This is a genomic window from Amycolatopsis sp. (assembly GCF_025464955.1).
GTDB lineage: Bacteria > Actinomycetota > Actinomycetes > Mycobacteriales > Pseudonocardiaceae > Amycolatopsis.
Genome location: NZ_JAODNM010000081.1, coordinates 33,875 through 58,181 on the forward strand (window position 1 = coordinate 33,875; position 24,307 = coordinate 58,181).

At 65.8% G+C, this 24,307-nt stretch carries 25 protein-coding genes; 13 read left to right on the plus strand and 12 right to left on the minus strand.

Translation table 11 applies throughout. From position 1 onward, the window contains the following. Positions 1–11: 11 nt before the first annotated feature. Positions 12–1,304 carry an ATP-binding protein gene (locus JWQ81_RS18315; protein ID WP_297543070.1) on the plus strand — a complete coding sequence of 431 codons (1,293 nt, stop codon included), beginning with the start codon at positions 12–14 and terminating at the stop codon, positions 1,302–1,304. Positions 1,305–1,344: 40 nt separating this feature from the next. Here JWQ81_RS18315 and JWQ81_RS18320 read toward each other — a convergent pair whose 3' ends face one another. The 3 genes from JWQ81_RS18320 to JWQ81_RS18330 form a co-directional block, all read right to left on the minus strand. After that, complete coding sequence (locus tag JWQ81_RS18320; RefSeq protein ID WP_297543072.1) at positions 1,345–1,893, minus strand: DoxX family protein; 549 nt, start codon at positions 1,891–1,893, stop codon at positions 1,345–1,347. A gap of 87 nt (positions 1,894–1,980) precedes the next feature. Further along, positions 1,981–3,288, minus strand: a complete 1,308-nt coding sequence (locus JWQ81_RS18325) for an MFS transporter (RefSeq protein ID WP_297543074.1) — start codon at positions 3,286–3,288, stop codon at positions 1,981–1,983. Between the two features lie 142 nt (positions 3,289–3,430). Continuing rightward, a complete protein-coding gene (locus tag JWQ81_RS18330; RefSeq protein WP_297543076.1) occupies positions 3,431–4,540 on the minus strand; it encodes a cupin domain-containing protein in 1,110 nt (369 codons plus the stop codon). A gap of 153 nt (positions 4,541–4,693) precedes the next feature. Between JWQ81_RS18330 and JWQ81_RS18335 the strand changes: the two genes are divergently transcribed. From JWQ81_RS18335 to JWQ81_RS18355, 5 genes are all read left to right on the plus strand, one after another. Beyond that, the gene (locus JWQ81_RS18335) at positions 4,694–5,701 is read left to right on the plus strand and encodes a carbon-nitrogen hydrolase family protein (RefSeq protein ID WP_297543078.1); all 1,008 of its coding nucleotides are present in this window, start codon (positions 4,694–4,696) and stop codon (positions 5,699–5,701) included. Between the two features lie 66 nt (positions 5,702–5,767). Continuing rightward, a complete protein-coding gene (locus JWQ81_RS18340) occupies positions 5,768–6,670 on the plus strand; it encodes a fumarylacetoacetate hydrolase family protein (RefSeq protein ID WP_297543080.1) in 903 nt (300 codons plus the stop codon). Positions 6,671–6,672: 2 nt separating this feature from the next. Continuing rightward, on the plus strand, positions 6,673–7,428 hold the full coding sequence (locus JWQ81_RS18345) for an Asp/Glu racemase (RefSeq protein WP_297543081.1): 756 nt from the start codon (positions 6,673–6,675) through the stop codon (positions 7,426–7,428). Continuing rightward, complete coding sequence (locus JWQ81_RS18350) at positions 7,428–8,114, plus strand: GntR family transcriptional regulator (protein WP_297543082.1); 687 nt, start codon at positions 7,428–7,430, stop codon at positions 8,112–8,114. Before JWQ81_RS18345 ends, JWQ81_RS18350 begins: the two co-directional genes overlap by 1 nt. A gap of 98 nt (positions 8,115–8,212) precedes the next feature. After that, positions 8,213–9,829, plus strand: a complete 1,617-nt coding sequence (locus tag JWQ81_RS18355; protein WP_297543085.1) for an amidohydrolase — start codon at positions 8,213–8,215, stop codon at positions 9,827–9,829. Positions 9,830–9,936: 107 nt separating this feature from the next. Here the strand turns inward: JWQ81_RS18355 and JWQ81_RS18360 are convergent, their stop codons facing one another. Beyond that, positions 9,937–10,080, minus strand: coding sequence for a hypothetical protein (locus tag JWQ81_RS18360; protein WP_297543087.1), 144 nt, complete (start codon positions 10,078–10,080; stop codon positions 9,937–9,939). Positions 10,081–10,089: 9 nt separating this feature from the next. Here JWQ81_RS18360 and JWQ81_RS18365 point away from each other — a divergent pair, with 9 nt between their 5' ends. Beyond that, positions 10,090–10,428 (plus strand): hypothetical protein, encoded by a 339-nt coding sequence (locus JWQ81_RS18365; protein ID WP_297543089.1) that lies wholly within the window; start codon positions 10,090–10,092, stop codon positions 10,426–10,428. A gap of 36 nt (positions 10,429–10,464) precedes the next feature. Here the strand turns inward: JWQ81_RS18365 and JWQ81_RS18370 are convergent, their stop codons facing one another. The 4 genes from JWQ81_RS18370 to JWQ81_RS18385 are packed head-to-tail and all read right to left on the minus strand — an operon-like array spanning position 10,465 to position 13,773. Further along, entirely contained in the window at positions 10,465–11,295 is an 831-nt protein-coding gene (locus tag JWQ81_RS18370) for an alpha/beta fold hydrolase (protein WP_297543091.1), read from the minus strand. Continuing rightward, on the minus strand, positions 11,292–11,966 hold the full coding sequence (locus JWQ81_RS18375) for a class II aldolase/adducin family protein (RefSeq protein ID WP_297543093.1): 675 nt from the start codon (positions 11,964–11,966) through the stop codon (positions 11,292–11,294). The genes JWQ81_RS18370 and JWQ81_RS18375 overlap by 4 nt, the downstream gene beginning before the upstream one ends. Next, complete coding sequence (locus JWQ81_RS18380; protein ID WP_297543095.1) at positions 11,963–12,856, minus strand: VOC family protein; 894 nt, start codon at positions 12,854–12,856, stop codon at positions 11,963–11,965. The genes JWQ81_RS18375 and JWQ81_RS18380 overlap by 4 nt, the downstream gene beginning before the upstream one ends. After that, positions 12,856–13,773, minus strand: a complete 918-nt coding sequence (locus JWQ81_RS18385) for a VOC family protein (protein WP_297543097.1) — start codon at positions 13,771–13,773, stop codon at positions 12,856–12,858. The genes JWQ81_RS18380 and JWQ81_RS18385 overlap by 1 nt, the downstream gene beginning before the upstream one ends. Positions 13,774–13,969: 196 nt before the next feature. On the opposite strand from JWQ81_RS18385, the gene JWQ81_RS18390 reads away from it, so the two are divergent. From JWQ81_RS18390 to JWQ81_RS18410, 5 genes are read left to right on the plus strand one after another with little or no spacing between them, the layout of a single operon-like run. Continuing rightward, on the plus strand, positions 13,970–14,884 hold the full coding sequence (locus JWQ81_RS18390) for a fumarylacetoacetate hydrolase family protein (RefSeq protein WP_297543099.1): 915 nt from the start codon (positions 13,970–13,972) through the stop codon (positions 14,882–14,884). Positions 14,885–14,914: 30 nt separating this feature from the next. Further along, the gene (locus tag JWQ81_RS18395; protein ID WP_297543101.1) at positions 14,915–16,063 is read left to right on the plus strand and encodes an NADH:flavin oxidoreductase; all 1,149 of its coding nucleotides are present in this window, start codon (positions 14,915–14,917) and stop codon (positions 16,061–16,063) included. Positions 16,064–16,074: 11 nt separating this feature from the next. Continuing rightward, on the plus strand, positions 16,075–16,536 hold the full coding sequence (locus JWQ81_RS18400) for an SRPBCC family protein (protein ID WP_297543103.1): 462 nt from the start codon (positions 16,075–16,077) through the stop codon (positions 16,534–16,536). A gap of 9 nt (positions 16,537–16,545) precedes the next feature. Continuing rightward, positions 16,546–16,941 carry a nuclear transport factor 2 family protein gene (locus tag JWQ81_RS18405; protein ID WP_297543105.1) on the plus strand — a complete coding sequence of 132 codons (396 nt, stop codon included), beginning with the start codon at positions 16,546–16,548 and terminating at the stop codon, positions 16,939–16,941. Between the two features lie 47 nt (positions 16,942–16,988). After that, positions 16,989–18,434: an FAD-binding oxidoreductase gene (locus JWQ81_RS18410; protein WP_297543107.1), complete on the plus strand. Its 1,446-nt coding sequence runs from the start codon at positions 16,989–16,991 to the stop codon at positions 18,432–18,434. A gap of 371 nt (positions 18,435–18,805) precedes the next feature. On the opposite strand, the gene JWQ81_RS18415 is transcribed toward JWQ81_RS18410, so the two are convergent. The 4 genes from JWQ81_RS18415 to JWQ81_RS18430 all read right to left on the minus strand — a co-directional run bounded on the left by JWQ81_RS18415 (position 18,806) and on the right by JWQ81_RS18430 (position 23,272). Further along, positions 18,806–20,053, minus strand: coding sequence for an HNH endonuclease signature motif containing protein (locus JWQ81_RS18415; protein ID WP_297543109.1), 1,248 nt, complete (start codon positions 20,051–20,053; stop codon positions 18,806–18,808). A gap of 376 nt (positions 20,054–20,429) precedes the next feature. After that, complete coding sequence (locus tag JWQ81_RS18420) at positions 20,430–21,203, minus strand: GntR family transcriptional regulator (protein ID WP_297543111.1); 774 nt, start codon at positions 21,201–21,203, stop codon at positions 20,430–20,432. Between the two features lie 113 nt (positions 21,204–21,316). Further along, entirely contained in the window at positions 21,317–22,351 is a 1,035-nt protein-coding gene (locus tag JWQ81_RS18425; RefSeq protein ID WP_297543113.1) for a hypothetical protein, read from the minus strand. A gap of 519 nt (positions 22,352–22,870) precedes the next feature. Next, on the minus strand, positions 22,871–23,272 hold the full coding sequence (locus JWQ81_RS18430; protein ID WP_366942311.1) for a MerR family transcriptional regulator: 402 nt from the start codon (positions 23,270–23,272) through the stop codon (positions 22,871–22,873). Between the two features lie 210 nt (positions 23,273–23,482). Between JWQ81_RS18430 and JWQ81_RS18435 the strand changes: the two genes are divergently transcribed. Then, positions 23,483–24,121: a cyclase gene (locus tag JWQ81_RS18435; RefSeq protein ID WP_297543117.1), complete on the plus strand. Its 639-nt coding sequence runs from the start codon at positions 23,483–23,485 to the stop codon at positions 24,119–24,121. Positions 24,122–24,307 lie beyond the last annotated feature (186 nt).

Here is a 24,307-nt window from a genome sequence, read left to right on the forward strand (position 1 = left end):
AGGACAGCTGAATGGTCGAGGCGAGCCTGGGCGCGCCGCCACTCGCCTTCATCCGGGGACTTCTCTTGCGGGGAACCCCCATGCTGGCCCTCCCGCCGGACCAAACGCCCGACCACACGGTCCCGGCGATGGAGCGACTCGCGGACTCGCTTGTCGTGCGGGCGTTCCGGTTCGCGATGCTCATCCCGCTGCTGTACCGAGTCGCCGCGTTCCCCAAGGTGCTGACCGGGTTCATCGTCTCGAACGGCTCGCTCGGGCTGGCCTCCGTGCTCGGCGTCTCGATTCCGGCCGTGGCGCTGAACATCGTCGCCGTCGTCCGGCTGCTGCGCGGGCGCGGTACGCAAACCAAGTTGGCTGGCCGGATCGTGGTCGCCGACCTGGCGGTGGGGCTGCTGGTCAACCTGGTCGTCGCGGTGACCGCCCCGGTGTCGGTCCAGCCGTTCGCGATCGACGTGGCGTGGACCTGGCTGGTCGGCACGATCACGTTGTGGACGTTGTCGTTCGGCGTGCCGGCGGCGATCGTGCTGCTGGTCGCCGCCGCGCCCTTGCGGGTGTTGCTGACCTGGGCCGGCGGAGACGGCGTAAGTCAGACGCTCGCGGTGAACCGCGGCGTGGGCGGGGTGATCGCGCTGGCGGTGGCGATCGTGACCGCGGGCGGCGCGCTGATCCTGGTCGGCGTCGGCACCCGGTTCGCGCTGGGCATCGGCATCGGACGCGGGCGCGACGCCGAGCGCCTGCACAACCAGCGTGTGCTGCACGACAGCGTGTTGCAGACGCTCGAAGCGATGGGAACCGAGACACCGGGCGACGACGAACAGGCGGCGGAGCGGTTGCGCGAGATGCGCGTCGCCGCGCGGGCCCAAGCCGCAGAACTGCGTCGCGCGCTTATCGAGCCGGCGTTCGAGGAACCGTCGGCAGGTCTCGCGGCGGACCTCGCCACGCTCGCCACCGAGATGACCAGGGAAGGCCTGCGAACCGATCTCGTGGCCGCGGCGAGCATCACTAGGGACAGCACCCTGCCGGAACCCCGGCGCGCGGCGATGCGCGAAGCCGTCCGCGAGGCGTTGCGGAACACGGTCAAGCACGCCGGCACCACGCAAGTCGTGCTGCGCATGGAGGAACGGGACGGCGGCATCACCGTGATCGCCCGCGACCACGGACAAGGCTTCAGCGTCCAGGACCGCCCGGCGGGTTTCGGCATCAGCCAGTCGATTGTCGCCCGGCTCGCCGAAGTCGGCGGCCGCGGCACCATCGATTCCAGCCCCGGCAACGGAACCAGAGTGACCCTCTGGGTTCCGCGCTAACTCGCTTTGTCCGTTGAATCAGGCTTGTGGCCAGGAACGGTCACTTGCGAAGCGTCAGCAGGACAAGAAGCGCGAGCGCGATACCGACAGCCACTGCGACAATGCCGAACGCCATCCGGTGGGTTCGCAGTCCGGGAATCAGCCGGTCCACTGCGAACCGCCCGGGACCGCTGAGGGCGAGGGTTGCTGCCACCGTGGCGACAGTCAGTTCGTACTCGAAGCCCGTGGGGATGAAAAAGCCTCCGTGCCATTTGACCGCGACAGCGTTGATCATCGTACCGACGATGGCCGCTCCTGATAGCGGTGTCAGTAGTCCCACGGCCAAGCCGAGACCGCCTAGAAATTGAGATCCGCCGGCGACCACCGCCATCACCTGCCCGCCGGTATAACCGACCGATGTGAAATAGCGGGCGGCGCCGGCCAGTCCGGGGCCACCGAAAGATCCGAACAGCACCTCTGCGCCGTGGGCGGCCATGGTCGAGCCTACAACGAGGCGCAGCAGGAGAAGTCCGATGTCATGTGGACGCGTGGGCTCGGCCGTCGAGAGTGGTGTGGACGCGAGGTGAGCAGTGGAGGACGTGGTGGTCATACCTATCTCTCTCCATAGCAGCAATTGAGTGACAATCGACTGAAGGACGCGGGCGAGCGTGTCAAGGCCGCCGAACCCGGGTGCGGCTCACTGTTCGAGGATGACCAGGGCACCGTTCACTACGTTTCGGCTCCTGTGCCTGCTGTAGATCGCCATCGTGCCTGCCCCGAGGATGACCGGCACGCATCCGAGGAGCACGATCATTCCCGCTGACGCGCCGACGGAAATCAGCAGACCGGCGAGCGCCGGGCCGATCACGGACCCGATGCGCCCCAACGCAGAAGCCCAGCCGACCCCGGTGGTTCTGGCGGCCTGTGGGTAGAGCGAGGCGGCCACACCGGCTTGCCCGACCAAAGCCGCGGTCAGCCCACCGCCGATCCCGGTGAACACCAACAGCACCGCCGCCTTGCTCAGCGGAACGGTCGCCACAGTTGCCATGAGTCCGGCAGCTAGAACGCAGGTCACCATAAGAACACGAACTGTCGGCCAACGAGTCGAGCAGACGATGACCACCAGCGCACCGGCTAGTCCACCGACGCCCAGGGCCGCAACCCCCAAAGGTGCTGCTGTCCGGGTGAATCCGTAGCCGGTCATGAAGGTCGGCACCCAGGAGGACAAGCCGTAATAGGCGGCGAAAAGGAGGAAAGCGAACGCCCACAACAGCACAGTTCGAACAGCAAGGCCACCAGTGAAGATCTCCCTCACTCCGGCGGCCTGCGACTGCTTCGGTTCGTGCTGCGAAGGCGCCGGGGTTTCCTTCCGCAGAAATCGCCACAGAAACGGGAGCAATAATGCCGGACAGACTGCGCCGACCCAGAACATCGATGTCCAGCCGTAACTCGTGATCAGCCGGCCGGCGGTGAGGCCGCCGAGCAGTGCGCCACCGGATATTCCCATTGTCACCAGTACGGCGATCATCTCACGACGGTGGCCAGGATTGTGGGCGGTGGCGAACGACACCGCAGCGGGCAACACCAGTCCTAGGCCGACTCCGCCGATCAGGCGGACGATGGTCATCGTCTCGATGTTGGTGGACAACGCGGTGAACACCGATCCCACGGCGTAAAGGCAGACGCCGGTCAGGATTACCGTTCGCCTGCTGAATCGAGCTGAGGCTCGACCACACACCAGGTAACCGATCACCACACCGATGTTGGTGACGGTAAGTGGCGCGGTGAAGGCGGCCGGACTCACCTGCCATTGTTTGGCGAGCGTCGGTACGGCGAGCCCGAGCGATGTTGTGTCATAGCCGTCGAAGAGTACGGCCAGGAAAGTCAGTATGACGACCGGCCAATTCGACAGGGTCCCCCCACTGTCCGCCGTCGCTCTACCGCGTAAAATGGAATTATCCATCTGCATTACCTCACTATGGGTGTACACAGCACGAACCGTCATGGTGGGTCGCGAAGGCCACAACAGACAAGGATTGAGCGGATCGGAATCCAGGCCGCGCTCGCTGAGCCGGCCATGATTACCCGATTGTTGACGACCGAGAGGAACGCCGTCAGAAGTCGCCGACGTTCGGCGCGTTGTTCATTCAGTCGCTGTACTGGTGCCCACCGTTTTCGGTGTAGGCATCCTCGGCGTAGAGATCGAGAGTGTGGATGAAGGGGAAATCGTTGAAGGAGAACAAGCACGCGTCGTCGCTGCCGCTATCGTTGGCATGCTCGTGCCAGGCCCAGGAGGGGACACAGAATATGTCGTTCTCCTGCCAATCGAACCGGTTGCCGTTGATGATCGAGTGACCGCGACCCTTGGCGACGTGGTAGACAACCGATCCGGTGTGGCGGTGCGCGGTAGTGGCCAGTCCGGGCGCGAGCAGTTGCATATGCGCGCCCATCGTCGGCATCACGGATCCACCGGTGGCCGGGTTGACGTACTCCATGATCACGCCGTCGTAGGGCGAGCCGCCGGTAACCCTGGCTTGGTTGAGCAGCGCCTCGTAGGTCATCTCCCACGGATAGGCGAGCAACGGCGAATACCGCTTCTGCCAGCTGCGCCCGACAGGCTTGAGAATCCCGGCGCCGTGTTCGAGCAGGGAGGCGCCGATGACTTTGCCTGGTTGCTGATGCAGGTCGGGGTGTACTTCGTAGAAGTTCGCGTCCACCGTGTTGACCAGTGGGATATCCAGGCCGTCCTGCCAGATGACCGGAGTGTCCGCCGAGTCGTTGCCGTGTTCGTGCCACGTGCCGCTCGGGGTGATAGCGAAGTCACGAGGGCCGACTTCGAGACGATCCCCGTCGACGATCGTCCAGGCACCTTGGCCCTCGACGACGAACCGCAGGGCTGCCGCGGCATGGCGGTGGGCGGTCATCTTTTCGCCGGGGTTCATGATCTGCAGTCCACTGTAGAGGAGGCCGACGGCCGCGCTGAGCTCTTTCCGGCCAGGGTTGACGAGCATGACGACCCGCCGACCGGCGTCATCGCCGCTGACCAGTTTCGCGGCGTCGAGCAGGTGGGGCCGCAGTTGGCGGTAGCTCCACAGCACAGGCACTGACTTCGGCTTCGGGTACCAGGGCTCGATGTCGTTGGCGACCGTCCAGAGCGCACCCGCGTTCAGTTCGCCGAGAGCATCGTAAAAGCGCGTCAGCTCAGCGGTGTCCTGCACTCGTGCGCGGCCGATCATGCCGTCCTCCGTGCTGGTCATCGACACTCCTGTCCGTTTCGTCCTTGGTTTACCGGTCGCCGCCGCTGCGGGGTTCCCTTGCGCCAGACACTATCGTGATATTTGATCAAATGCTAGGATTTGCTCAAGCGGCTCTCCACATCGACTCCCGCCACCGACGCGACGAGGCCAAGGATGACTCAGTACCCCCAGTTCCGCGCCGCGGCAGTACAAGCGGCCCCGGTTTTCCTGGACACCGCCGCGACAGTTGACAAAGCAACGCGACTGATCGCCGAAGCGGCCGCCGAGGGAGCACGACTAATCGCGTTCCCCGAGGTCTTCATACCTGGATACCCCTACTGGAACTGGACGATGACGCCGGTCGACGGCAGTCCCTGGTTCGAGCGGCTCTACCGGGCCTCGATCGACATCCCCGGGCCAGAGGTCGACGCGCTGCGAGCCGCGGCCAAGGAAGCCGGTGCCTATGTGGTTATCGGCGTCAACGAGCGTGACCCGTACTCGATGGGCACGCTCTACAACTCGATCCTCTTCATCGGCGCCGCCGGGGAACTCCTCGGCGTCCATCGCAAGCTGGTGCCGACCTGGGCGGAAAAGTTGACCTGGGGCCACGGAGACGGAAGTTCACTACGCATCTACGAGACCGAGATCGGCCGGCTGGGTGGTTTGGCCTGCGGTGAGAACACCAACACCTTGGCTCGCTTCAGCCTCTTGGCCCAGGGAGAGCAAGTCCACGTCGCGGGATACATCGCACTACCGGTCGCGCCGAAAGAGTACGACATGGTCGAAGCGATCAAGGTCCGCGGAGCGGCACATTCCTTCGAAGGCAAAGTCTTCACGGTTGTCGCGTGCGCCGCGATCACCCCTGAGATCGTGGACCTGGTCGCGAACAACGACGAGGCAAGACAACTCCTGCAACGTCCGCACAGCGCGTTCAGCGGCATCTTCGGTCCCGACGGCGGGCTTCTCACCGAACCTCTCATCGACGAGGAGGGCATCGTGTATGCCGACATCGACCTCAGTCGCTCGATCCAGCCGAAACAGATGCACGACATCATCGGCCACTACAACCGGTTCGACGTCTTCCAGTTGCACCTGAACAGGCAGCCCCAGCGTGCCCTGCACACCACCGCCGCCCCGCAGGTTCCACTCTTGGGCCCGCTGCCGGACGATCCACGCCGATGACCATCTGAGCCGACCCGTACGGCCCCGGCGATATCCCCCCAAGGCCCGAACCGACAAGGAATCCTCATGCGACTTGTGACCTTCAGCCTCACGACCACCGAGCAATGCCGCCTCGGTATGCTCGCGGACGAGCACACCGTCATCGACCTGGCAGCCGCACTACGCGACGTCATCGACATACCGGCAACGCTGCTCGGCTACATCGCGGCAGGTCCTGCGTTTCACGCGGCGGTGATTCGACACGTCGCCGCGGCGCCACCGTGGCCGGCCACGGTGCGCTTCGGAATCCAGGACCTCGTGCTCCACGCTCCACTCCGGCCAGGCAAAATCGTCGGCGTCGGGTTGAACTACGTCGAGCACGTCGAAGAATCAAGTCGCGCTCTCGACACCGACCAGCAGCGTCCCGAGCGGCCAGTACTGTTCAGCAAGCCGGCCACCGCGGTGATCGGCCCGAACCAGCCCATCCTCCACGACAGCCGCCTCACCGCGCAGCTCGACTGGGAGTGTGAGCTCGCCGCCGTTATCGGATCCGTCGCACACGCGGTCGACGAGGACCACGCCCTCGGCCACATATTCGGATACAGCATCATGAACGACATCAGCGCACGGGACCAGCGACGCTCAGGCCAATGGTTCTTCTCCAAAGGCCAAGACAGCTACGCACCGTTCGGCCCGGTAGTGGTCACTTCCGATGAGATTCCCGATCCTCACGAACTCACCCTTTCCCTGGATGTCAACGGCGAACAACGCCAACACGGCAACACCAGAAACATGCTGTTCACCATCCCCGAGCTGATCGCCGACATCACCTCCGGCATGACACTGGAACCCGGTGACGTCATCTCCACCGGTTCACCACAGGGCGTCGGCGCCGCGATGACGCCCCCGACGTATCTCCGGCCCGGCGACATCGTGTCAGCGCATATCGAACGCATCGGCACCCTCTCCAACCCGGTGAAGGCGGTCTGATCATGGTCCAGCGCGCTTATCGCATCGGCCAAATCGTGCCCAGCTCCAACATCACCATGGAGACCGAGATTCCTGCCATGCTCAACGCCCGGCAGGAAGTAAGACCGGAACGCTTCACCATGCACGCGTCCCGGATGCGCATGCGGGAAGTGACCGCCGAACAGTTGCGCTCGATGGACAGCGAGTCCGATCGCTGCGCCGCCGAACTCTCCGATGCGCGTGTCGACGTCTTTGCCTACGCCTGTCTTGTCGCGATCATGTCGCGCGGCGCGGGCTATCACCGAACCGCCGAGCAGCGCCTGCGCCAGACCGCGATGGACAACGGCGCGTCCGCACCAGTAGTCAGCAGCGCGGGAGCGCTGATCGCCGGACTGGACGCGATCGACGCGACCAGCGTGGCCCTCATCGCCCCGTACCAACGCCCGCTCACCGAACAGGTCGTGGACTACATCGCCGGTGAAGGCCATCCGGTCACCGAGTTCATCGCACTGGAGATCACCGACAACCTCGCGGTCGGCGCCCTCGACCCCTTGGCGCTGGACACGATCGTCGACAGACTCGACCACACCAGAGCCGACGCGGTCATCCTGTCAGCCTGTGTGCAGATGCCTTCGCTGGCGGCTATCCAGATCGTGCAGGACCGGATCGGCAAGCCGGTGCTCTCAGCCGCTGTCGCGACGACCTATCAGATATTGCGTGAACTCGACCTGGAGACCTACGTACCCAACGCCGGCGAACTACTGAATGGGAAACATTGATGGCACCGACCGGACTCAACAAGCCCACCAGGACGACGACAACACAACAGGCGTACAGCAGCGTCCTGGAAGCGATACTCGACGGCACGTTGCCGGCCGGTGCGCCACTACGCCTGCAGGACCTTTCCGAATCGCTCGGAATGAGCATGATGCCCATTCGCGAAGCTATCCGGCAGCTGGAATCAGCCGGTGTCATCGAGGTCGAGTCGCATCGAGGGGCACGCGTCCGTGCGGTATCCCCGCACGATTTGGAAGACACCTACCTCACCCGTATCACACTTGAGGGCATCCTGTGTCGCCGCGCGGCGGAAAACTTCACCGACCAGGCAGCCTCCGACGCCCGCGCCGCCCTCGAACAGCAAAAGATCCAGCTGCTCAGCGGAAACATCTCGGCAGCGCGCGACGCCCACAAGGAATTCCACTACGCGATCTACCGTGCCGCTGGATCGATGTGGATGCTCAGGTCTGTCGAACCGGTGTGGAACAACAGCGAGCGTTACCGAGCCGCGACGATGAACGACGACGACGTACTCACCCTGCGCCGACTCGAACATGAACGAATCCTGGAAGCGTGCGTGCGCCACCGCCCCGACGACGCGATGCAGGCGCTTCGCTTACATCTCCTCAGCACGGTCCAGCACATCGACAAAGTCGTGTCGGCCAGGCTGGCGAAACTTGCACCGTAATGGCTCGATCGCCAACGGTCTTGCCGTCGACATTGGCGACCCACAGCGCGCCGCTTGCCCACTACGGCCGGCGGAGAACGAAGGACAATGGAGTGAGCATGACTGAGCACGAAGCGGATCTGGTGATCCGAGCAGCATCGATACATACCCTTGTACCCGACCAGCAACCGCAACGCGCGCTGGCGGTCCGCGGTGATCGCATCGTGGCCCTGTCGACGGATTCGGTAGGTCTCGCCGACTGGGTCACCGCCTGCACCACCGTCCTCGATCTGCCGGAGGCCACAGTTACGCCGGCCTTCGACGACACGCATACTCACCTGATCTTCGCCGGGCACAGCGCACGCGACGTGCCGGTCCATCAGGCCGGAACCATCCCCGAGTTCCTGGACCTGATCAGGCAACGAGCCGCGAGCACCCCCGAAGGCGACTGGATCCGCACCACCACCAACTGGCAGGAGATCAATCTCCGCGAGCGGCGGATGCCCACCGCCGCCGAACTGGACACCGCGACCGACCGCCATCCGGTATTGGTCAAGCGCGGCGGGCACAACGACGTCGCCAATTCGTATCTGTTGCGGCTCGCCGGCATCACTGAGAACACCCCGGTGCCGACCGGCGGTGTGATTGAGCGCGATGCCGGTGGAACGCTCACCGGCCGGCTCATCGACACTGCGATGGGTCTGGTGGAACGGCTTCTTCCCGCAGCCGACCCGGCCGATCGCGTCGCCGGACTACGCATCGCCAGTAGCCAGTACGCGGCAACCGGCATCGGGACGGTCCGCGACTGCGCTGTCTCCCCCGACGATTTCCTGGCACTACTGGCCAGCCGCGAAGCGGGCGCGCTGCACACCAGGGTTCGGGCACTGATCTCCGCAATTGGGCTGACCAGCGCGGCGGAGCTCACCGACCTGCTCGACACCATGGAAGACTGGCGCTACCGAGGAGACCCGTGGCTGCGGGTGTGGGGTGTGAAATTCTGCTTGGACGGCGGGCTGGAAGCCGCCGCCACCGAACAGCCTTACCACAACGACCACGACTTCTGCGGAACGCTGCTCTGGGAACCACCCGCGCTGGTCGAGGCCGTCGAGGCGGTGGTCAGCCGAGGCTGGCGAGTCGGAACCCACGCCAACGGCGACCGGGCGGTACGCGTCCTGCTCGACGTCTACGAGCAGGTACTGCGGCGCAACCCCGGCCTGCCGGCTGGGGCTTTGGTGATGGAGCACGGTAGTCTCGCCGGCCCCGAACAACGCGCCCGCGCGGTCGCCCTCGGCGTTCCGGTCACCATCCAACAGCCACTGTTGCACGATACAGCCGAAGTAGGGATCGGATTCTGGGGCGAGCAACGGGTCTCGGACCTCTTCCCCGCCCGGGAATGGCTCGATGACGGCGCGCTGGTCACCGCCGGGTCCGATTTCCCGGTCGGCCAGTTCGGTGCGATGCGCTCGATCTGGGGTATGACCACCCGGCAAACCGTCGCCGGGGTCCAGGGCGCCCAGCATGCTGTCAGCTACGCAGAAGCCGTCGCCATGCACACCACCAACGCCGCGCGCCTGCTCGGCGAAACCGACCTCCGCGGCATGCTCACCACGGGTCGACTGGCTGATCTCACCAGCTGGCCGCGGGATCCGGCGCTGTGCGCGCCCAACGAACTCCGCGATCTCAATCCGACGCACACAATCCTCGGCGGCCGGTTTGTCCACGGTCAGAAACCGTGAACAAACCGGCCGGCTGAGGTAGTGGAAATACGAGTTCACCAGCACCACAGATCCACGCCGCAGCTCCTGGCGACGAGTGTTGAACAGCTCGGGTGTGGCTACCCCGGTCAACCGACCGTCGTTTCCCCGGCGTCCGCGACCATGCGAACGAGGGTGTCGACAAGTTCGCCTGCCGTGACGCTCCACTTGACTGCGCCGAGGGTGCAACTGAGTTCCATGCCCGCGATGCCATGGGCACTGGTGATCAGCAAGGCGCAGTAGTGCGCTGCCTTCTGATCCCCCACGAGGGTGGCGACGATGGCAAGGAACTCGTCCTGGCAGCGACCGGCCGCGCGGCCGGGTCAAGCGCCGGCGCGCTGACCATCTCCTGGTACAGGTACGGCTGGTCCCGGCCGACGCCGATGAGGGCGAGGAGAGCGCCGCGCAGCCTCTCGGAGGCCGACCGGGCCGCGTCGGTCCGCAGGGCGTGCACCCGCTACACCATCGGCCGCGATGCCGCCCTGATCACCCGGCTGACCCGGATACTGCCCGACCGCACGCTCGACCGAGTCATCTCCGCCAACCTGCGCCGCCACTACCCGAAGGCGGCCTCCGTATGACCCATCTCGACCTCCAACGCTGACGCGGTTCACCTCTCAGCCGAGCAGGAAGTCCCGGACGAGGCGGGTGAAGTCGGCGGTGCGCTCGATCATCGACCAGTGCCCGCATTTCCCGAACACCGCCAGATCAGCGTTCTCCAGCAGGTCCACGAGCTTGTACGAGTTCGACACCGGGATCACCCGGTCCTCTCGGCCGTGCACGACGAGCGTGCGGTGCGGGAGGCGACGCAGCTCGTCCTCGGGCGTCGCCATCGCGGAGACCCAGCGCTGGCGCGGTGCCGGGAACATCGCCGCGAACGCTTCCTGGAAGCCCGGCTGGACACTGCCTTCGTAGCGCACCCTGGCGAGTTCGTCGTTCACCAGCGTGCGGGAGTACGCGAAGACATCCAGCACCCGACGCATGTTCTCGAACGAAGGTTCGTAGCCCCAGACACGGTCCAGGCCCTCGGTGATCTCGAACTCGACACCCATACTGCCCATCAGCACGAGCTTTCCGACCCGGTCGGGGTGGCGCGCGGCGAGCCGCAGGCCGATCGCGCCGCCGAAGCTGTTGCCGACGAGGTGGGCCTTCTCGATGCCCAGCGTATCCAGCAGGCCGAGCGCCTGGTCCACCCAGACGTCGAGCCCGTAGGCGATCCCCTCGGGCCGTTCGGTGTAGCCGAAGCCGGCCATGTCCGGGGCGACGACGTGGAAATCCTTGGCCAACGCGGGAATCACCAGGCGCCAGTTCGCATACGCCGTCACCCCCGGCCCCGAACCGTGGACCAGCAACACGGTCTGGTCGCCGTCGCCGGCATCGAGGTAGTTGGTGCGGATTCCGGCGGCCTGGACGGACCGGCCGATCTCCGGCTGCTCAGCGGTGGTCATGCTTGCCTTCCTTCGGTGGTGGTCCGGAGCAGGTGCGCCCACAGGCGGTCGAGCAAGGCCGGCGCGGCCGCGCGCCAGGCGTCGACGTCTTCGTCAGCAAGCGGTCTCGGCTCCCCCGCCTGCCGGGCCTGGACGTGGACACGGCAGGCCACGTCCAGCAGCCACATGCGAGCGACCGCGATTCCTGGCGTGACGCCGGTGGTGACCCCGCCATTTCCGCGCAGTACCAACGCTTCGCTGTCGCCGAGGGAGTCCGCCGCTGACGCTGCGAGCGCCGCGGACCGCAGGAGCCGCGTGCCTGGATGCACCGGGACTCGGCGGCCCAGCCAACTCGCCTGGCCGTGCAGCGGCGCGAGTTCGGTTGCGACGGCTCCCGCGACGAAACTGGATTCCGGTTGCGCGCGCGCCACCGCCAGTACGTCGGGCCGCGAGCGGTAGACGGCGAGGTGCAGCCACGTCTCCGGTGGGGCACCTGCCGGGAGTTCGTTCGCGTCGAGAGGCACCAAGACAACCTCACCCGCGCCGACGTACGTCAGATCCACGGGCGGCGTGACCAGGATGTCGTCCCCCAACCGCGCGGAGACGTGGCCGAAAGCCGTGACGAGGCTCAGCCGGGACATCACCCTGGCCGCCTCGGCGACCTCGGTGGCCAAGGCGGCAGAGGCCCTCACTTGACGGACGCTTTGGACCGCAGCTGCGGCTGGGTGGTGGTCCGGACGGGCTCGCCGAGCCACATGTCGATCGAGCCGAGCTCCGCCGGGTCGAACGTCCGCGGCCGCCACGCGGACTCGTCCTCGATCCGGCGTACCCCGAACGAATACTCGTAGGTGAACCCTTCGGGGCCGAGGAAGTAGAGGAACACCGCGCCGGACTGCGGATGCCGGCCCGGCCCCATTTCGATCTCGACCCCGTGATCGAGGAGGAAATGCCAGTTGCGGAAGATGTCGTCCAGCTCGGCGACCTGGAAGTTCATATGGCACAACCCCGGCCCGTCGCCGCGGAAGACGGCGACCTTGTGGTGCACCGGATCGATCCGCATCAGGGCGGCGGCGTCACCGATCCAGTCCGACACCCGCGCGTTGAACGTCGTCGACCAGAACCGGTGGGCCTCTCGCACATCCGGCGCGTCGAGGCAGACGTGTCCGAACTCGGTGATCCCCGATCCGCGCGACAGCCGGACCGGCCGCCCGAGACTTTGCTGCCCGGCAACGAGTTCAATCCGGTTGCCGAACGGGTCGTCGAGCGCGACGTAATCCCCGACTCGGCGCGACCGACACTGTTCGCGGTCGCCACGATCGACAGCGAAACCGCTTCGTTCCAACTGCGTCTCCGCGTCCTCAAGCGCGTTCTCATCGGCCACGGTGAAGCCCGAGGCGATCACTCCGGACCCGCCTTCGACCAGCGCGAGGGTGTGATGGCGCGAGTCGGACCGCAGGTGCGCGACGCCGGGCTCGCCGCCGTCGGAGAGTTCGAGGCCCACGATGTTCGTCGCGAAGTCCACCGCTGCGGCCAGGTCGGCGGCCCCTGACCGCACGTAGGCGATGTCAGTCAGCTCGATCATCAGTGTTCCAGCATTTCGGGGTTGACGATCCCCCACTGGTTGACCGTGGCGAGGTCCACCTCCCAGGTCCGCGGCCCCATCGGATACTCCTCGTGCCAAGGCCGGGGCTCCCAGTACCCCTTGGCCTCGTCGTGGACGACGTCGATCTGGGTGAAAAGCTCGATCGTGTTGCCGTCCGGGTCCTTGTGGTAGGTGAACAGGTTGTGCCCCGGGCCGTGCCGCCCCGGCCCCCAGGCCAGCCGGAAGTCGTTCTTGGCCAGGTGGTCGAGCATGGAGATCAGATGGTCGGGGTCGCGCATCTCGTAAGCGACGTGGTGCATCCCCGCGAGCTTGGTGCTGGCCATGAAGTTCGCGGCGTGATGGTCGGCGTTGCAGCGCAGGAAGACGAAGAAGTCCCCGACGGTGTCGGACCATTTGAACCCCAGCAGATCCTGGTAGAACTTCTGCATCGGCTCGAGCGCGGGCGTGAAAGCCGCGACATGGCCGAGTTTCGTCGGCCGCAGGGGGGTGTAGCCCTTGGTGCCGCTCGGATCCTGCGCGGTGATCAGGTGCAGCGGCACGTCTGTGCCCGGTTCGTCGAGCACGAGGACGTCCGGCGTGCCCGGCCCGATGTCGCTGCGCCGCTCGACGTCGTAGCCTGCCTCGCGCAGGCGCCGCTGGGCGTCGCCGAGCTCCTCCCACACCTCGTAGCCGACCGTTGTGCGTCCCTTGGCCTCGCCCTTGGTCAGCACCACGCAGTGGTGGTCCGTGCCGGTGGTGAGGAAGGCCGTCTCCGGCGACTCGTCAACGAGCACGAAGTCCAGGACCTTCGTGTAGTACTCGATCATCCTGGCCGGGTCGGGGGTCTCGAAGCCCACGTAGCCCAGCTTGGACACCCGAACCGCCGGGGAGTCGGAGTCGCTGCCTTGGGTCGTCATCCTGCTCGTCCTCCTGAGAACCGCATCGTCCGTTGCCTGTATTGACTGTATGCACTTTGGCCGCATCTGTCGAGCGGAGATATACCAGACCACCGCCTTGATGGCTTGACTGTGGCCGCCGGCGGCGGCACTATGATTTTACCAACTGCATGCACTTTGTGCGTGCGAGGGCAGTGGCTGCCGAAGGGAGAGGTCGATGACAACCTGGGGACTGGTGAGCGCGCTACCGAAAGGCGGCAGTGAGCCCCACCCGGCCGCACTGGTGGGCGATCAGGTGGTCGAGGTGCCCGCGCTGACCGGCTACGCAGACGTCCTCGACGTCGTCCGCGACTGGGAAGCTGTCGCCCCGGCATTGCGCGCCTGGGATCCGGCGGGGGCGAAACCGGCCGGCGAACTCCGGCTGCTGGCACCGATACGCTCGCCGCGCAAGCTGATCTGCGCGGGCGCGAACTACCTCGCCCACGCTCGCGAAATGGGCATCACCGAGCTACCGCCGGGCCTGAAGCCGTACTTCTTCCTGCTTCCGCCGACCACGATCGCCGGCCCCGGCGACCCCGTGGTCATCCCCGACGACGACACGGCGCGAGTCGACTGGGAAGCCGAACTCGCCGTGGTGATCGGACTGGGAGGCCGCACCATCCCCGAGGATCGCGCGCTCGAGCACGTCGCCGGATACACCATCCTCAACGACATTTCCGCGCGCGGATTCCACGCGCGGAAAAACCCGCTCGCTCCCCCATTCACCTACGACTGGCTCGCGTCCAAGGGGCTCGACTCGTTCTGCCCGCTGGGGCCATCGCTCGTCCCGTCCTGGTTCGTACCGGACCCGCAGAACCTGCCGATCCGGTTGTGGCGCAACGAAACCCTTCAGCAGGACGGCTCCACGGCGGACATGATCTTCTCGGTCGCCCAGCTGGTCGCCACCGCCAGTACGATCATGACCCTGGAACCCGGGGACATCATCGCGACCGGGACGCCGTCGGGCGTCGGCGTCGCGCAGGGCATCTCGCTGGCCGACGGCGACCTGGTCAGGATCGAGATCGGCCCGCTCGGTGTCCTCGAGAACCCCGTCACCCGCGTACCCGTCGTGATCACCGCGGGTACCCCCTAATCCACTGTGGAGCGAGTGATGGTTCGGACGATGACGTTTGAAACGCTGTTCACACCGCTGAGGATCGGTGCGCGGGTCGCGCCGAACCGGATCATGCTGGCGCCGATGTCCGTCTGTTATGGCGATGCCGACGGATACGTGACCCCCGCCCAGCTCGAGCACTACGGACGTCGGGCGCAGGGCGGCGCCGGGGTGGTCGTGACGGAGAATTTCGCGGTGAGCACGGCTGGGCGGCAAATGCCGCGCCAGACGCTCGTGGCCTCCGACACCCACCTTCCCGGGCTGAGCGCGCTGGCGGCGGAGATCAAGCGCCACGGCGCGCTGGCACTGGTGCAGCTCGTGCACGCGGGACGGTACGCCGGGCCGTGGGATGTCTACGATCAGGCGCGCAGGCTGGCGCCGTCCGCGGTCCCGTTCGAGCTGACGCCGGGCCGCGTAGTCACGCCTCAGGAGATCACCGAAGCCGAGATCGAGGAAAGCATCGAGGCCTTCGCACACGCCGCATGGCTCTGCGAACAAGCCGGATTCGACGGCGTGCACGTCCACGCGGCCCAAGGTTTCCTCATCTCGGAGTTCTTCTCGCCGCGGATGAACCATCGTACGGATCGCTGGGGTGGCGACTTCGCCAACCGCGTCCGGCTGGCGTGGGAAGTCGTCCGGGCCGTCCGCGAACGTACCAGCCCGGACTTCGTGCTCGGCGTCCACCTGCTCGTCGACGAACTGATGCCCGGCGGATGGTCCGTCGAGGACGCGGCACGACTCGCACCTCTGTTGGTCGAGGCGGGAGCACAGTTCCTGTTCCCCGTCCCGGCGACATTCGAGGCGTTGCGGTGCGAACCCAACATCGGACTCTTTTCCCGCCGTGGGTACGGAATCGACTCCACCCGCGCCATCAAGTCCACTGTGGACGTACCAGTGGTGGCGAACGGCGTCCTCGGCGACCCGCACGACGCGGCCGCGGTACTGGAACGGGGCGACGCTGACGCGATCGGCCTCGCGCGGCCGCTCTTCGTCGATCCGGACTGGCCGTCGAAAGTCGCGGCGGATGAGATCGGTGCCATCCGGACCTGTCCGTGCGATCCGCCGACCTGCCTGCGCACCCAACTGACCGGGGCGATCTGCGATCACTGGCCGCCCGACGCCGTCGAGCGCGGCCATCTCGGCTACCAACACCCGTAAAGGAGGACGTGATGATCTTCGTGACCCACAGCCTGCCGGTGAACGAGCCAGGCAACCCCGAGGTGACGCGGGAAGCGCTCTGGGAAGGCCTGGTGGCGAAGGCGAACAACGCGCTCCCGTTCGTCGCCGTCATGACGCACTGCGAGGTGACGCAGCGGCACAGCGACACGGTGTTCGACCGCGAAGTCGAGGTACACGGCGATCGGCTGACCGAGCGGATCACCTTGGAGGAGCCGGATCGGGTCATCTTCACCCGGTTGAGCGGGCCCGTCCTGGGCACTATCACCAACGAAATCGAAGAACAAGATGGCGCACTCGGGCTGCGGTTCAGTTTCGCCCTAGCTGTGCGCGGTGTCCCCGGCGGTTCACCCGAGGAGCACGGCCACGCCGACCGGATGGCCGTCGACTACCGCAAAGCGGTCGAGTCCACGCTTTCCGCTATCCGCAAGGTCGCCGCCGGCGCTACGGTGTAAGGACCAATCATGACCGACTGGGTTACCGACTACTTCGCCGTAGTCGACGCGATGGACTTGCAGTCCTTTGTAGATAATCATGCTGAAGATGCCGTGGTCGTCTTCGGAAACAACCCGCCCGCCGAGGGCAAGGCGGCGATCTCCGAGGCGATCGGCGGCTTCTGGTCGATGATCGGCGGACTGCGCCACGACCGGCGCCACCTCTGGTTCGTCGACGGCGGCACCGCGGTCCTCGAAGCAAGCGTGCACTACTGGACCAAGGCGGGCAGTGAAGTCGTCCTGCCGTGCGTCTCGCTGCTCGACCGACAGGACGCGCTGGTGACGTCACTGCGCGTCCATATCGACCTCGCCCCGCTGTTCGCCGAGATCACCACCGAATCCGGCGATCCCCTACCGGCCCGGTAACCGGCCGCCACCACCATCTCCTTCCCCAGCAGGAAAGGCAGCACCCCATGACCTCGACCCCGTTGACCGCCACCGGTATCGGCGACGACGTGCTCACCGACCTCATCGACCGCCTGGCCGGTCGGTTCGACGGCGAGATCATCACCCCCGACCACCCGGAGTACGACACCGCCCGCACGCTGTGGAACGCGATGATCGACAAGCGTCCCGGTCTGATCCTGCGCTGCACGAGCACTGCCGACGTCGTCGCGGCCGTGAACGCCGCACAGGTCCACGGACTCGCGCCCGCGGTCCGCGCCGGTGGGCATTCGGTGTCCGGCAAGGCGATGTCCGACGGTGGTCTGACCATCGACCTGGGCGGGATGCGCGAGGTCACTGTCGACGCCGAGCGGCGGCTGGTCCACGTCGGCGGTGGCGCCCGGCTGGGCGACGTCGACGCCGTGACGTCGCAGCATGGGCTGATCGTGCCGGCCGGGATCATGTCGGAGACCGGGGTTCCCGGCCTCGCGCTCGGCGGCGGCATCGGCTGGTTCTCGCGCAAGTACGGGCTCACCTGCGACCAGTTCGTCTCGCTCGAGGTCGTCCTGGCCGACGGGTCGGTCATCGAAGTGTCCGAAGAGGAGCATCCCGAGCTGTTCTGGGCGCTCAAGGGCGGCGGCGGTAACTTCGGGATCGTCACCCGCTTCACCTTCAAGGCCTACGAGTTCGGCCCGATGATGCGCATCGGCATTTCGCTGTACCACCCCGAGGATGCGGCGGAGGCGCTGCGAGAGTATGCCGCGATCGTGCCGACGCTCTCCCGCTCGGTCGGCTGGCACGGCGCGCTCAAGGACGGTATGCCCGCACTTCCCTTCGTACCGCCCGACCTGGTCGGCAAGCGGGTGCTGATGCTGTTCTCGATGTGGCTGGAGGACGCCGAAGACCCGGCAGGCGCGGAAGTCGTCGAACGCCTCGGCGCGGTGGGCAAACCGTGTCTGCAGGTGACCGAGGTGCTACCGTTCGCGGCGAAGGTGCAACGGTTCATCGACGAGGAGTTCGCCGACGGACATCGTTACTACACCAAGGAAGCACACGTCACCGACCTTGCCGACGAAGCCATCGACACTCTTGTCGAGTTCTGGAAGGACATGCCGATGCGCGGCGAGGTCGAGCTCATCGGTCTCGGCGGCGCGATCGGCGATGTGCCCGAGGACGCCACCGCGTTCTCCAACCGCAACTACTCGCTGTGGCTGAACTTCGCGATGAGCTGGGACGACCCGGCCGACGACGAGGACCACATCGCCCGCACCCGCACCATCGTCGGCGATCTCGCGCCGTGGATCGGCAAGGGGATCTACGTCAACATGCTCAACTTCGACGAGATGGACCGCGTCGTCGAAGCCTTCGGCGGCCCGGAGAAGTACGCCCGTCTCGGCCGCGTCAAGGCCCGCTACGACCGGGAGAACTTCTTCCGCATGAACTACAATATCCTCCCCGTCACCGACGAGGAGTAGCCAGCAGCGACTGGGTGCCGGGTGTGACGTGCTGGTGGTGAAGATGGCCTAGTAGCGCCAAGAGGCGGGCCGGGTCCGCCACCCCCGGCGGACTCCGCCAGCCGCGTCAACGGCACCAGGCCCGGGCTCGCGGCGCTGGGTTCCCGCCTACTGAAGCAAGGACCGGGGTGACGACGGGCACGGCGTACGGATCCGAGGGCCACTCCCGTCACGTCGTAGTACCACCGGTCCCGACCTGACCACAGTACCGCTGTCGGCTTTCGCAACTCGCCGGCGAGTTGCGAAAGCGGGGGAATGCAATCAGGGCTCGTCAGTGTCGCGGCCGGATGATCCGGTCGCGGCACTCACGAGCCCTGAAATGGGATATTCTGTTACACGTGGCAGGTGTTGCGCCTGGGTCTTCGAAGCGGATCGAGATAAGCGGGCGGGATGAAGTCCGGTCTCCCGTCACCGCCCATCCGCACTTCCCGACCACCACAATGCACCAACCTATGGTGGCGTTCACATAAGAGGGTGAGGTTCTCGAAGTTGGTTTGGCCACCATTAGCCCAAAACACAATGTGGTGACCCTCGGTATGTTTGGCGTGTTTATTACAACCGGGAAAAGCGCAGCCGCGGTCTCGCATGACGAGACGGCAGCGTTGCCCGGGAGTGATGAATCGCTTCGATCGCCCCAAATCCATCGGCTCACTGTCCGAACCGAGAACAGCGGGAATGATCTTGCAGTCACACGCCAACATCCGTGCTTCCGCTGCCGTGATGACACCACCGAAGTCGAGCATCGCCACCCCGATCCCGGACTTCAGCGTCTCGTAGTCCACGGTGACCGCCACATGCACACGATCACCACCATGAGTCGGGATCTTCTTCACCGTCATCGCGAGCCGGACCAGGTCGACCAGCGCGTCGGCTTGGCGTTCCCACTGACTGCGGGTGTCGCGGCCTTCCTCTTTCGTCGAGTGCGGCTTCGCGAGTGGATCCAACGCTGCCCGCAACTGCGCGTAGGCCAGGTTGTCCAGCTTGCCTTTGAGCGTCGCGGAGCCGTCACGGTGTTCCTGGAACGCCAGCTCCCGCTGCGGTCGCTCCGGCGGATCCTTCGGCTCCGGCCCATCCGGATCGAACGTGTTCAACAACCGGTCACCGGCTTTACGGACCTCGAGGGGTGTCGCCTGCCGGGCAAGGTCGACCAGGATCTTCTCCGCACCCGCACGATCCCGAGCAGACACGGTCGCGGGCATCTTGATCATGGTGTTCACGATCTCGTCCACATGCGCGGGAGTGATCTCACCTGCGCGTGCCGCAGCACCGGCCAGTGGTGCGATCGCGGGGATCTCCGTCCCGCCCAGGGTGCTGGAGGAGTTCACGGCCTTACCCCGGATCACGATCCGCTTCGCCGCCGCCGGGCCGATCTGGGTGACATCATCCAACCACAGTGCCGTGTTCAGATACTGGTAGACAACCTTCACACCCTCGGTCTCCACCTTCGCCGCCAACACACCAAACAGCGCGTCGCACTCGTTGTAAATCCGCGCCAGTTGGCGGGCGATCACAGCAGCTTCCACCGGATTCGCACGCCGAATCTCGGCAAGCGAGGGAAACCGGATCACTGAGCTGGACACCCTTTTATTCTACCGCGAGTCGAACGCACATTCGATACCCTTTCAGGTGATTCCGCTAATTGCGGAAAGTAGTCATCGATTGGCCACGAAAGTCACTTTCACCGCGAATTACGGTGCAAGAAGTGCCTTTCGCGGCCACTGCCCGCAAAGCGTTTCACTCACTCATACACCAGGCCTACGAGGCTGGTTGCTTAACGTAATTGACGAAGTGCGAACGGCGTCATCCGTGCGTTCACCGCAAGGAACGTTCCGTTTCGGCCACTCGTGAGCAAAAGCACCACCAACGCAAAGAGACAGGCCCTCGCATCCGGTCCACGAACCCCAGTCCGCCCCGGTCCTTGCTGCAGTGGAGCGGACTTGACAGGCGAGCCGACCGTCACCGATCCGCCGAGGCGATGGGGGCCCAGTCGGCGGTGGTTCCGGTGGCGAGGCGGACGGCCGCGTCGATGGCCGGGGCGCTGCGACCAGGAGCCACGTCGGCGATGACGCGCAACGCCGTCCCCGACAGGTGTTCGGCGGTCCGGACGACGGCGGCTTGGGCGTCCCCGGTGCGGACGGCGTCGAACATCGCGATGTGCTCCTCTTGCCGGGCGCGGAACTCCACGAGGTGCTTGGTTTGCACCAAGCGCACGTATCGCTCGCTCTGCTCACCGTAGGAGCTGATGGTGCGCAGCACAGTCGGCCCGCAGCGCCCGACCAGGAGCCGGTGGAAACGACGGTGCGCAAGGGACCAGCTGACCAGGTCGTCGGCGTGGTGCGTCCGTTCCATCTCCCGCAGAGTGGCCGTCGCGTCACGCACCTCGTCGCGGGTGAGGCGGCCGGCTGTCAACCTGGTGCCTAGGCATTCCAGGCTGATCCGCGCCGCGTACAGCAGTTCGAGCTCACCCGGGTCCAGGCCGATCACGCGGCTGCGCTGGTTGGGCTCGGCGGAAAGCAGGCCTTCCTCCTGAAGCATGCGGAACGCCTCCCGCATGGGAGTCCGGCTCACCGCGAAGATGCGGGCCAGTTCCGCTTGCTTGAGCTGGGTGCCGACGGGGAAAATGCCGACCACGATCAGTTCGCGCAGGTGGGCGTGCAGGTCGACGGTCGTCTGCCGTGGATCGCGGATCCGCAGCCCGGTCTGCCCGGCGAGCAGCTCTTCCAGCGACACCGGTCACCTCCCTCGAACCTCACCGCAGAGTGTATGCATTAGCTATGGATAAAGATACTCTATGCTGGTCAGATACCTCGAGAGGGTTTCAAACTATATACACCTTGAGCCGCTCACGTCTGGAGCAGGCGCACCAGGCAGCCGTCGAGTTGGAGGAGTTGCCCGGCACCCCCGTGGTGATGGGTGGGCGAAAAGCCGGGAACAGTACTCAGCAGTGAACCATCGACTGGATCCCATGTAGACAGTCCCGTGTCGTCAGAGCTGAACAGCCGTGAGCCGTCACTGAAGAACCGACCGGCCGGTCCCTCGAACGTGAGCAGTTCCACCGCCATCTTGAGCTGCCACCCTTCGCGTTCGGCGATCCGGCCCGTGTCCAAGATCCGCGCCCACGGACGCATGACGTCCTCGGCAAGCCCCGCAACCGCGACGCGGTCCGGGCCGATCCAGGTCATCGCGTGATTCCAGTAGTCCGTCCGGTCGCAGAGAAGGAACCGGCTCGGCCCGTCCTCGGACTCCCAGACGTGGCCATCGAGCCAACGGCCGATCTCCCACACGCTGGGCAAGCCGACGGGATGCCACACCCAGCCGTCGTCGACGATCCGCTTTCCGTCAGGACTTACGTACAGCGCACCGTGGTAGTAGTCGAGCTCGTGCTCGTCGCCAGGACCGACGCCCGCCCGTTCGGTCAGGAGTGCTCCCGTTCGAGCGTCTGAGACGTCCAGCCGGTTCGACTTCGTGCGGTGGACGACGAAGCGCCGCCCCTTGTGTTCGGCGAACGCCAGCGAGAACGGCACGGTCTCCTCGTCGTCGCCCTGATTGTCCAAAACGATCGTGACCTGGCCCGTGCCCAGGTCGATGACCTCACCGTAGCGGCCGAAGTCGTTGACCACCGCGGCGAACGCACCGTCTGCCGAGGCATGTAAACGCCGCCGACACTCGTAGCCACCCCACGATTCATGATCGGCTTCGGACACGCCGGGCGTCGCTGCGAGTGTTTCGTGGTCGCCCGTGGCCAGGTCCCATCGGCTGATCGTGCCGTCCTCACCCAGTGCAAGCCAGGTCGGCTGAGCACCCACCGGTGCCAGGTCGACAACAGTGCCCAGCCGCTCGGGGACCGGAAGCTCACGGACGTCATCGCGCTCGGTCAACGCTGTCGACTCCCCTCGAAGGAAGTCGACAGCCTAGCCTCGATCCTGGCGGCAGACTTTCCCGGATTGGCGGCCGGGAGGCCGGCGTTGCCGACACTGCGCGGGTTCTACCGGGAGCCAGACTTGACGGTCGAAGACACCCCGGCAAGGTTTCGGAAATCGACCACCAGGTCGGGCCGCTGCCGCCGCGTTCACCGTCATTGTGCCGACCGGTGCCGCTTTCGCCATCGACCATGTCGGTTGCGGTGACCGGAACGACTTGTTGAAGATCTGGTCGCACCTCGGCAATCACCTACCCGAACCATCCGCCACTGGTCGCGTCCATCCGGATCAGCTGACGAGTCGACCCAACCGGCTCTCCGAATAACCGAAGCGCTACAAGAGCACGGTGTGCGCGGTCACGCCGGCCTGCCTGACCGCGCCCACCGGCGTGGCCATCTTTGACAAAACTTCGAATGCTTTCAGCAAACCTGCTTCCACCGGATTGCCGACAGCTCCGAGAAGGCAGAGGTGGTCGCCTCAGGCCTCGGAGAGGGCAGGCTGCCCGGCGAAAAGCTCGATCTTGAACCGGATGTGCTCCTGGTGCTCGCGCAGCCGCTCGATCTGTTCCCCCACGCGCCGCTCGTGATCGCGCAAGACGTCGACCCGCTCGTCCCGCGTGCCGTCCCCGTCGCGGAGCAGGTCGACGAACCGCTGCATCTCGGCGATGGGCATGCCGGTGTCGCGCAGGCACCGCAACAGGTGCAGGAACCGCAGGTCTTCGTCGGTGAACGTCCGCCGCCCGCCCGCGGTGCGGCCGACCTCGTGCATCAGCCCGATGCGTTCGTAGTAGCGGAGCGTGTCGATGCTGAATCCGGTTTGCACGGTCACTTCGGCAGGCGAGTAAGAGTTCACCAACCCAGGATCGCACCTGGAGTGCACTCCAGGTCAAGCTCCGGGTCCGCCGGAAGAACAGGCCCGCGAGTCCCACCCACATCCCGGCGAGTCCCACGCAACCCCCAGCAAAACATGAAAAATCTACGGATTTCTCTTGACGGGTTGGTCACCATGCTGGTTACTATCTAAGCGTCGCGCGACTGTGCTGCTCTCCAACGCTGCTCTCCAACCCTCCTCACCCCAGGCAGGTGGACAATGAAGTCAGCTCTGCGCCGTATCAGTACCCGCGCACTGGCCGGAACAGCGGTCGCGCTCCTCCCCATCGTCGTGCTCGCGTCGCCGGCTTCCGCGGCGACGACCGTCAACTTCGACTGCCAGGCGAACGCGCCCATCGTCGGCCCGCAGAGTGCGAGCCTGTCCCAGGACGCCACCGTCACTGCCCCGGTCACCGTCGCGGCCGGCGCCAGCCTCGACATCGTCGTCAACCCGGCGCCGACCACCGTCCCCTCGACGGTGTCCAGCTTCACGATCAAGGACCTCACCGGGTTCGCGTTCAAGATCCCGGTGCCCGCCAACACGACGTACGTCAACGCCACGCTCACCGGCGGTTCGGGCCTCGGCTCGACCCCGACGATCACGGAGTCCGGCGGCGTCGCGACGGTCAACTTCGACGGCCCGATCGCCGGCGGCGCGACCTTCCAACTGCCGACCGTGACCATCTGGCTGACGGCAGGCGCTTCCGGCACCATCGAGACGCACCTCGGTGGCACCAGCTTCACCGACCCGGGGCTGACGTTCACCACCGTCGTCAGCTCGTTCCTCGGCGACATCTCCGCGCCGACAGCCTGCTTCCCCAACCCCAGTCCGGTGTTCAGCACCACGACCATCGGCTGACCGCACACGACCAAGAGGCTCGGTTCCCGCCCGCGGGCGGGAACCGAGCCGTGGTCGGCGATTGGGCTCTTCGGCTCGAGGTTGGTCTGAACCATGGACAACGCGACCTGGCTCGTGCTCTCCTCTTCGGCACCGAACACCGTTTTCATGCGTCAGTTTTACAACGTTGTAAGAGCTTCGCCTCGG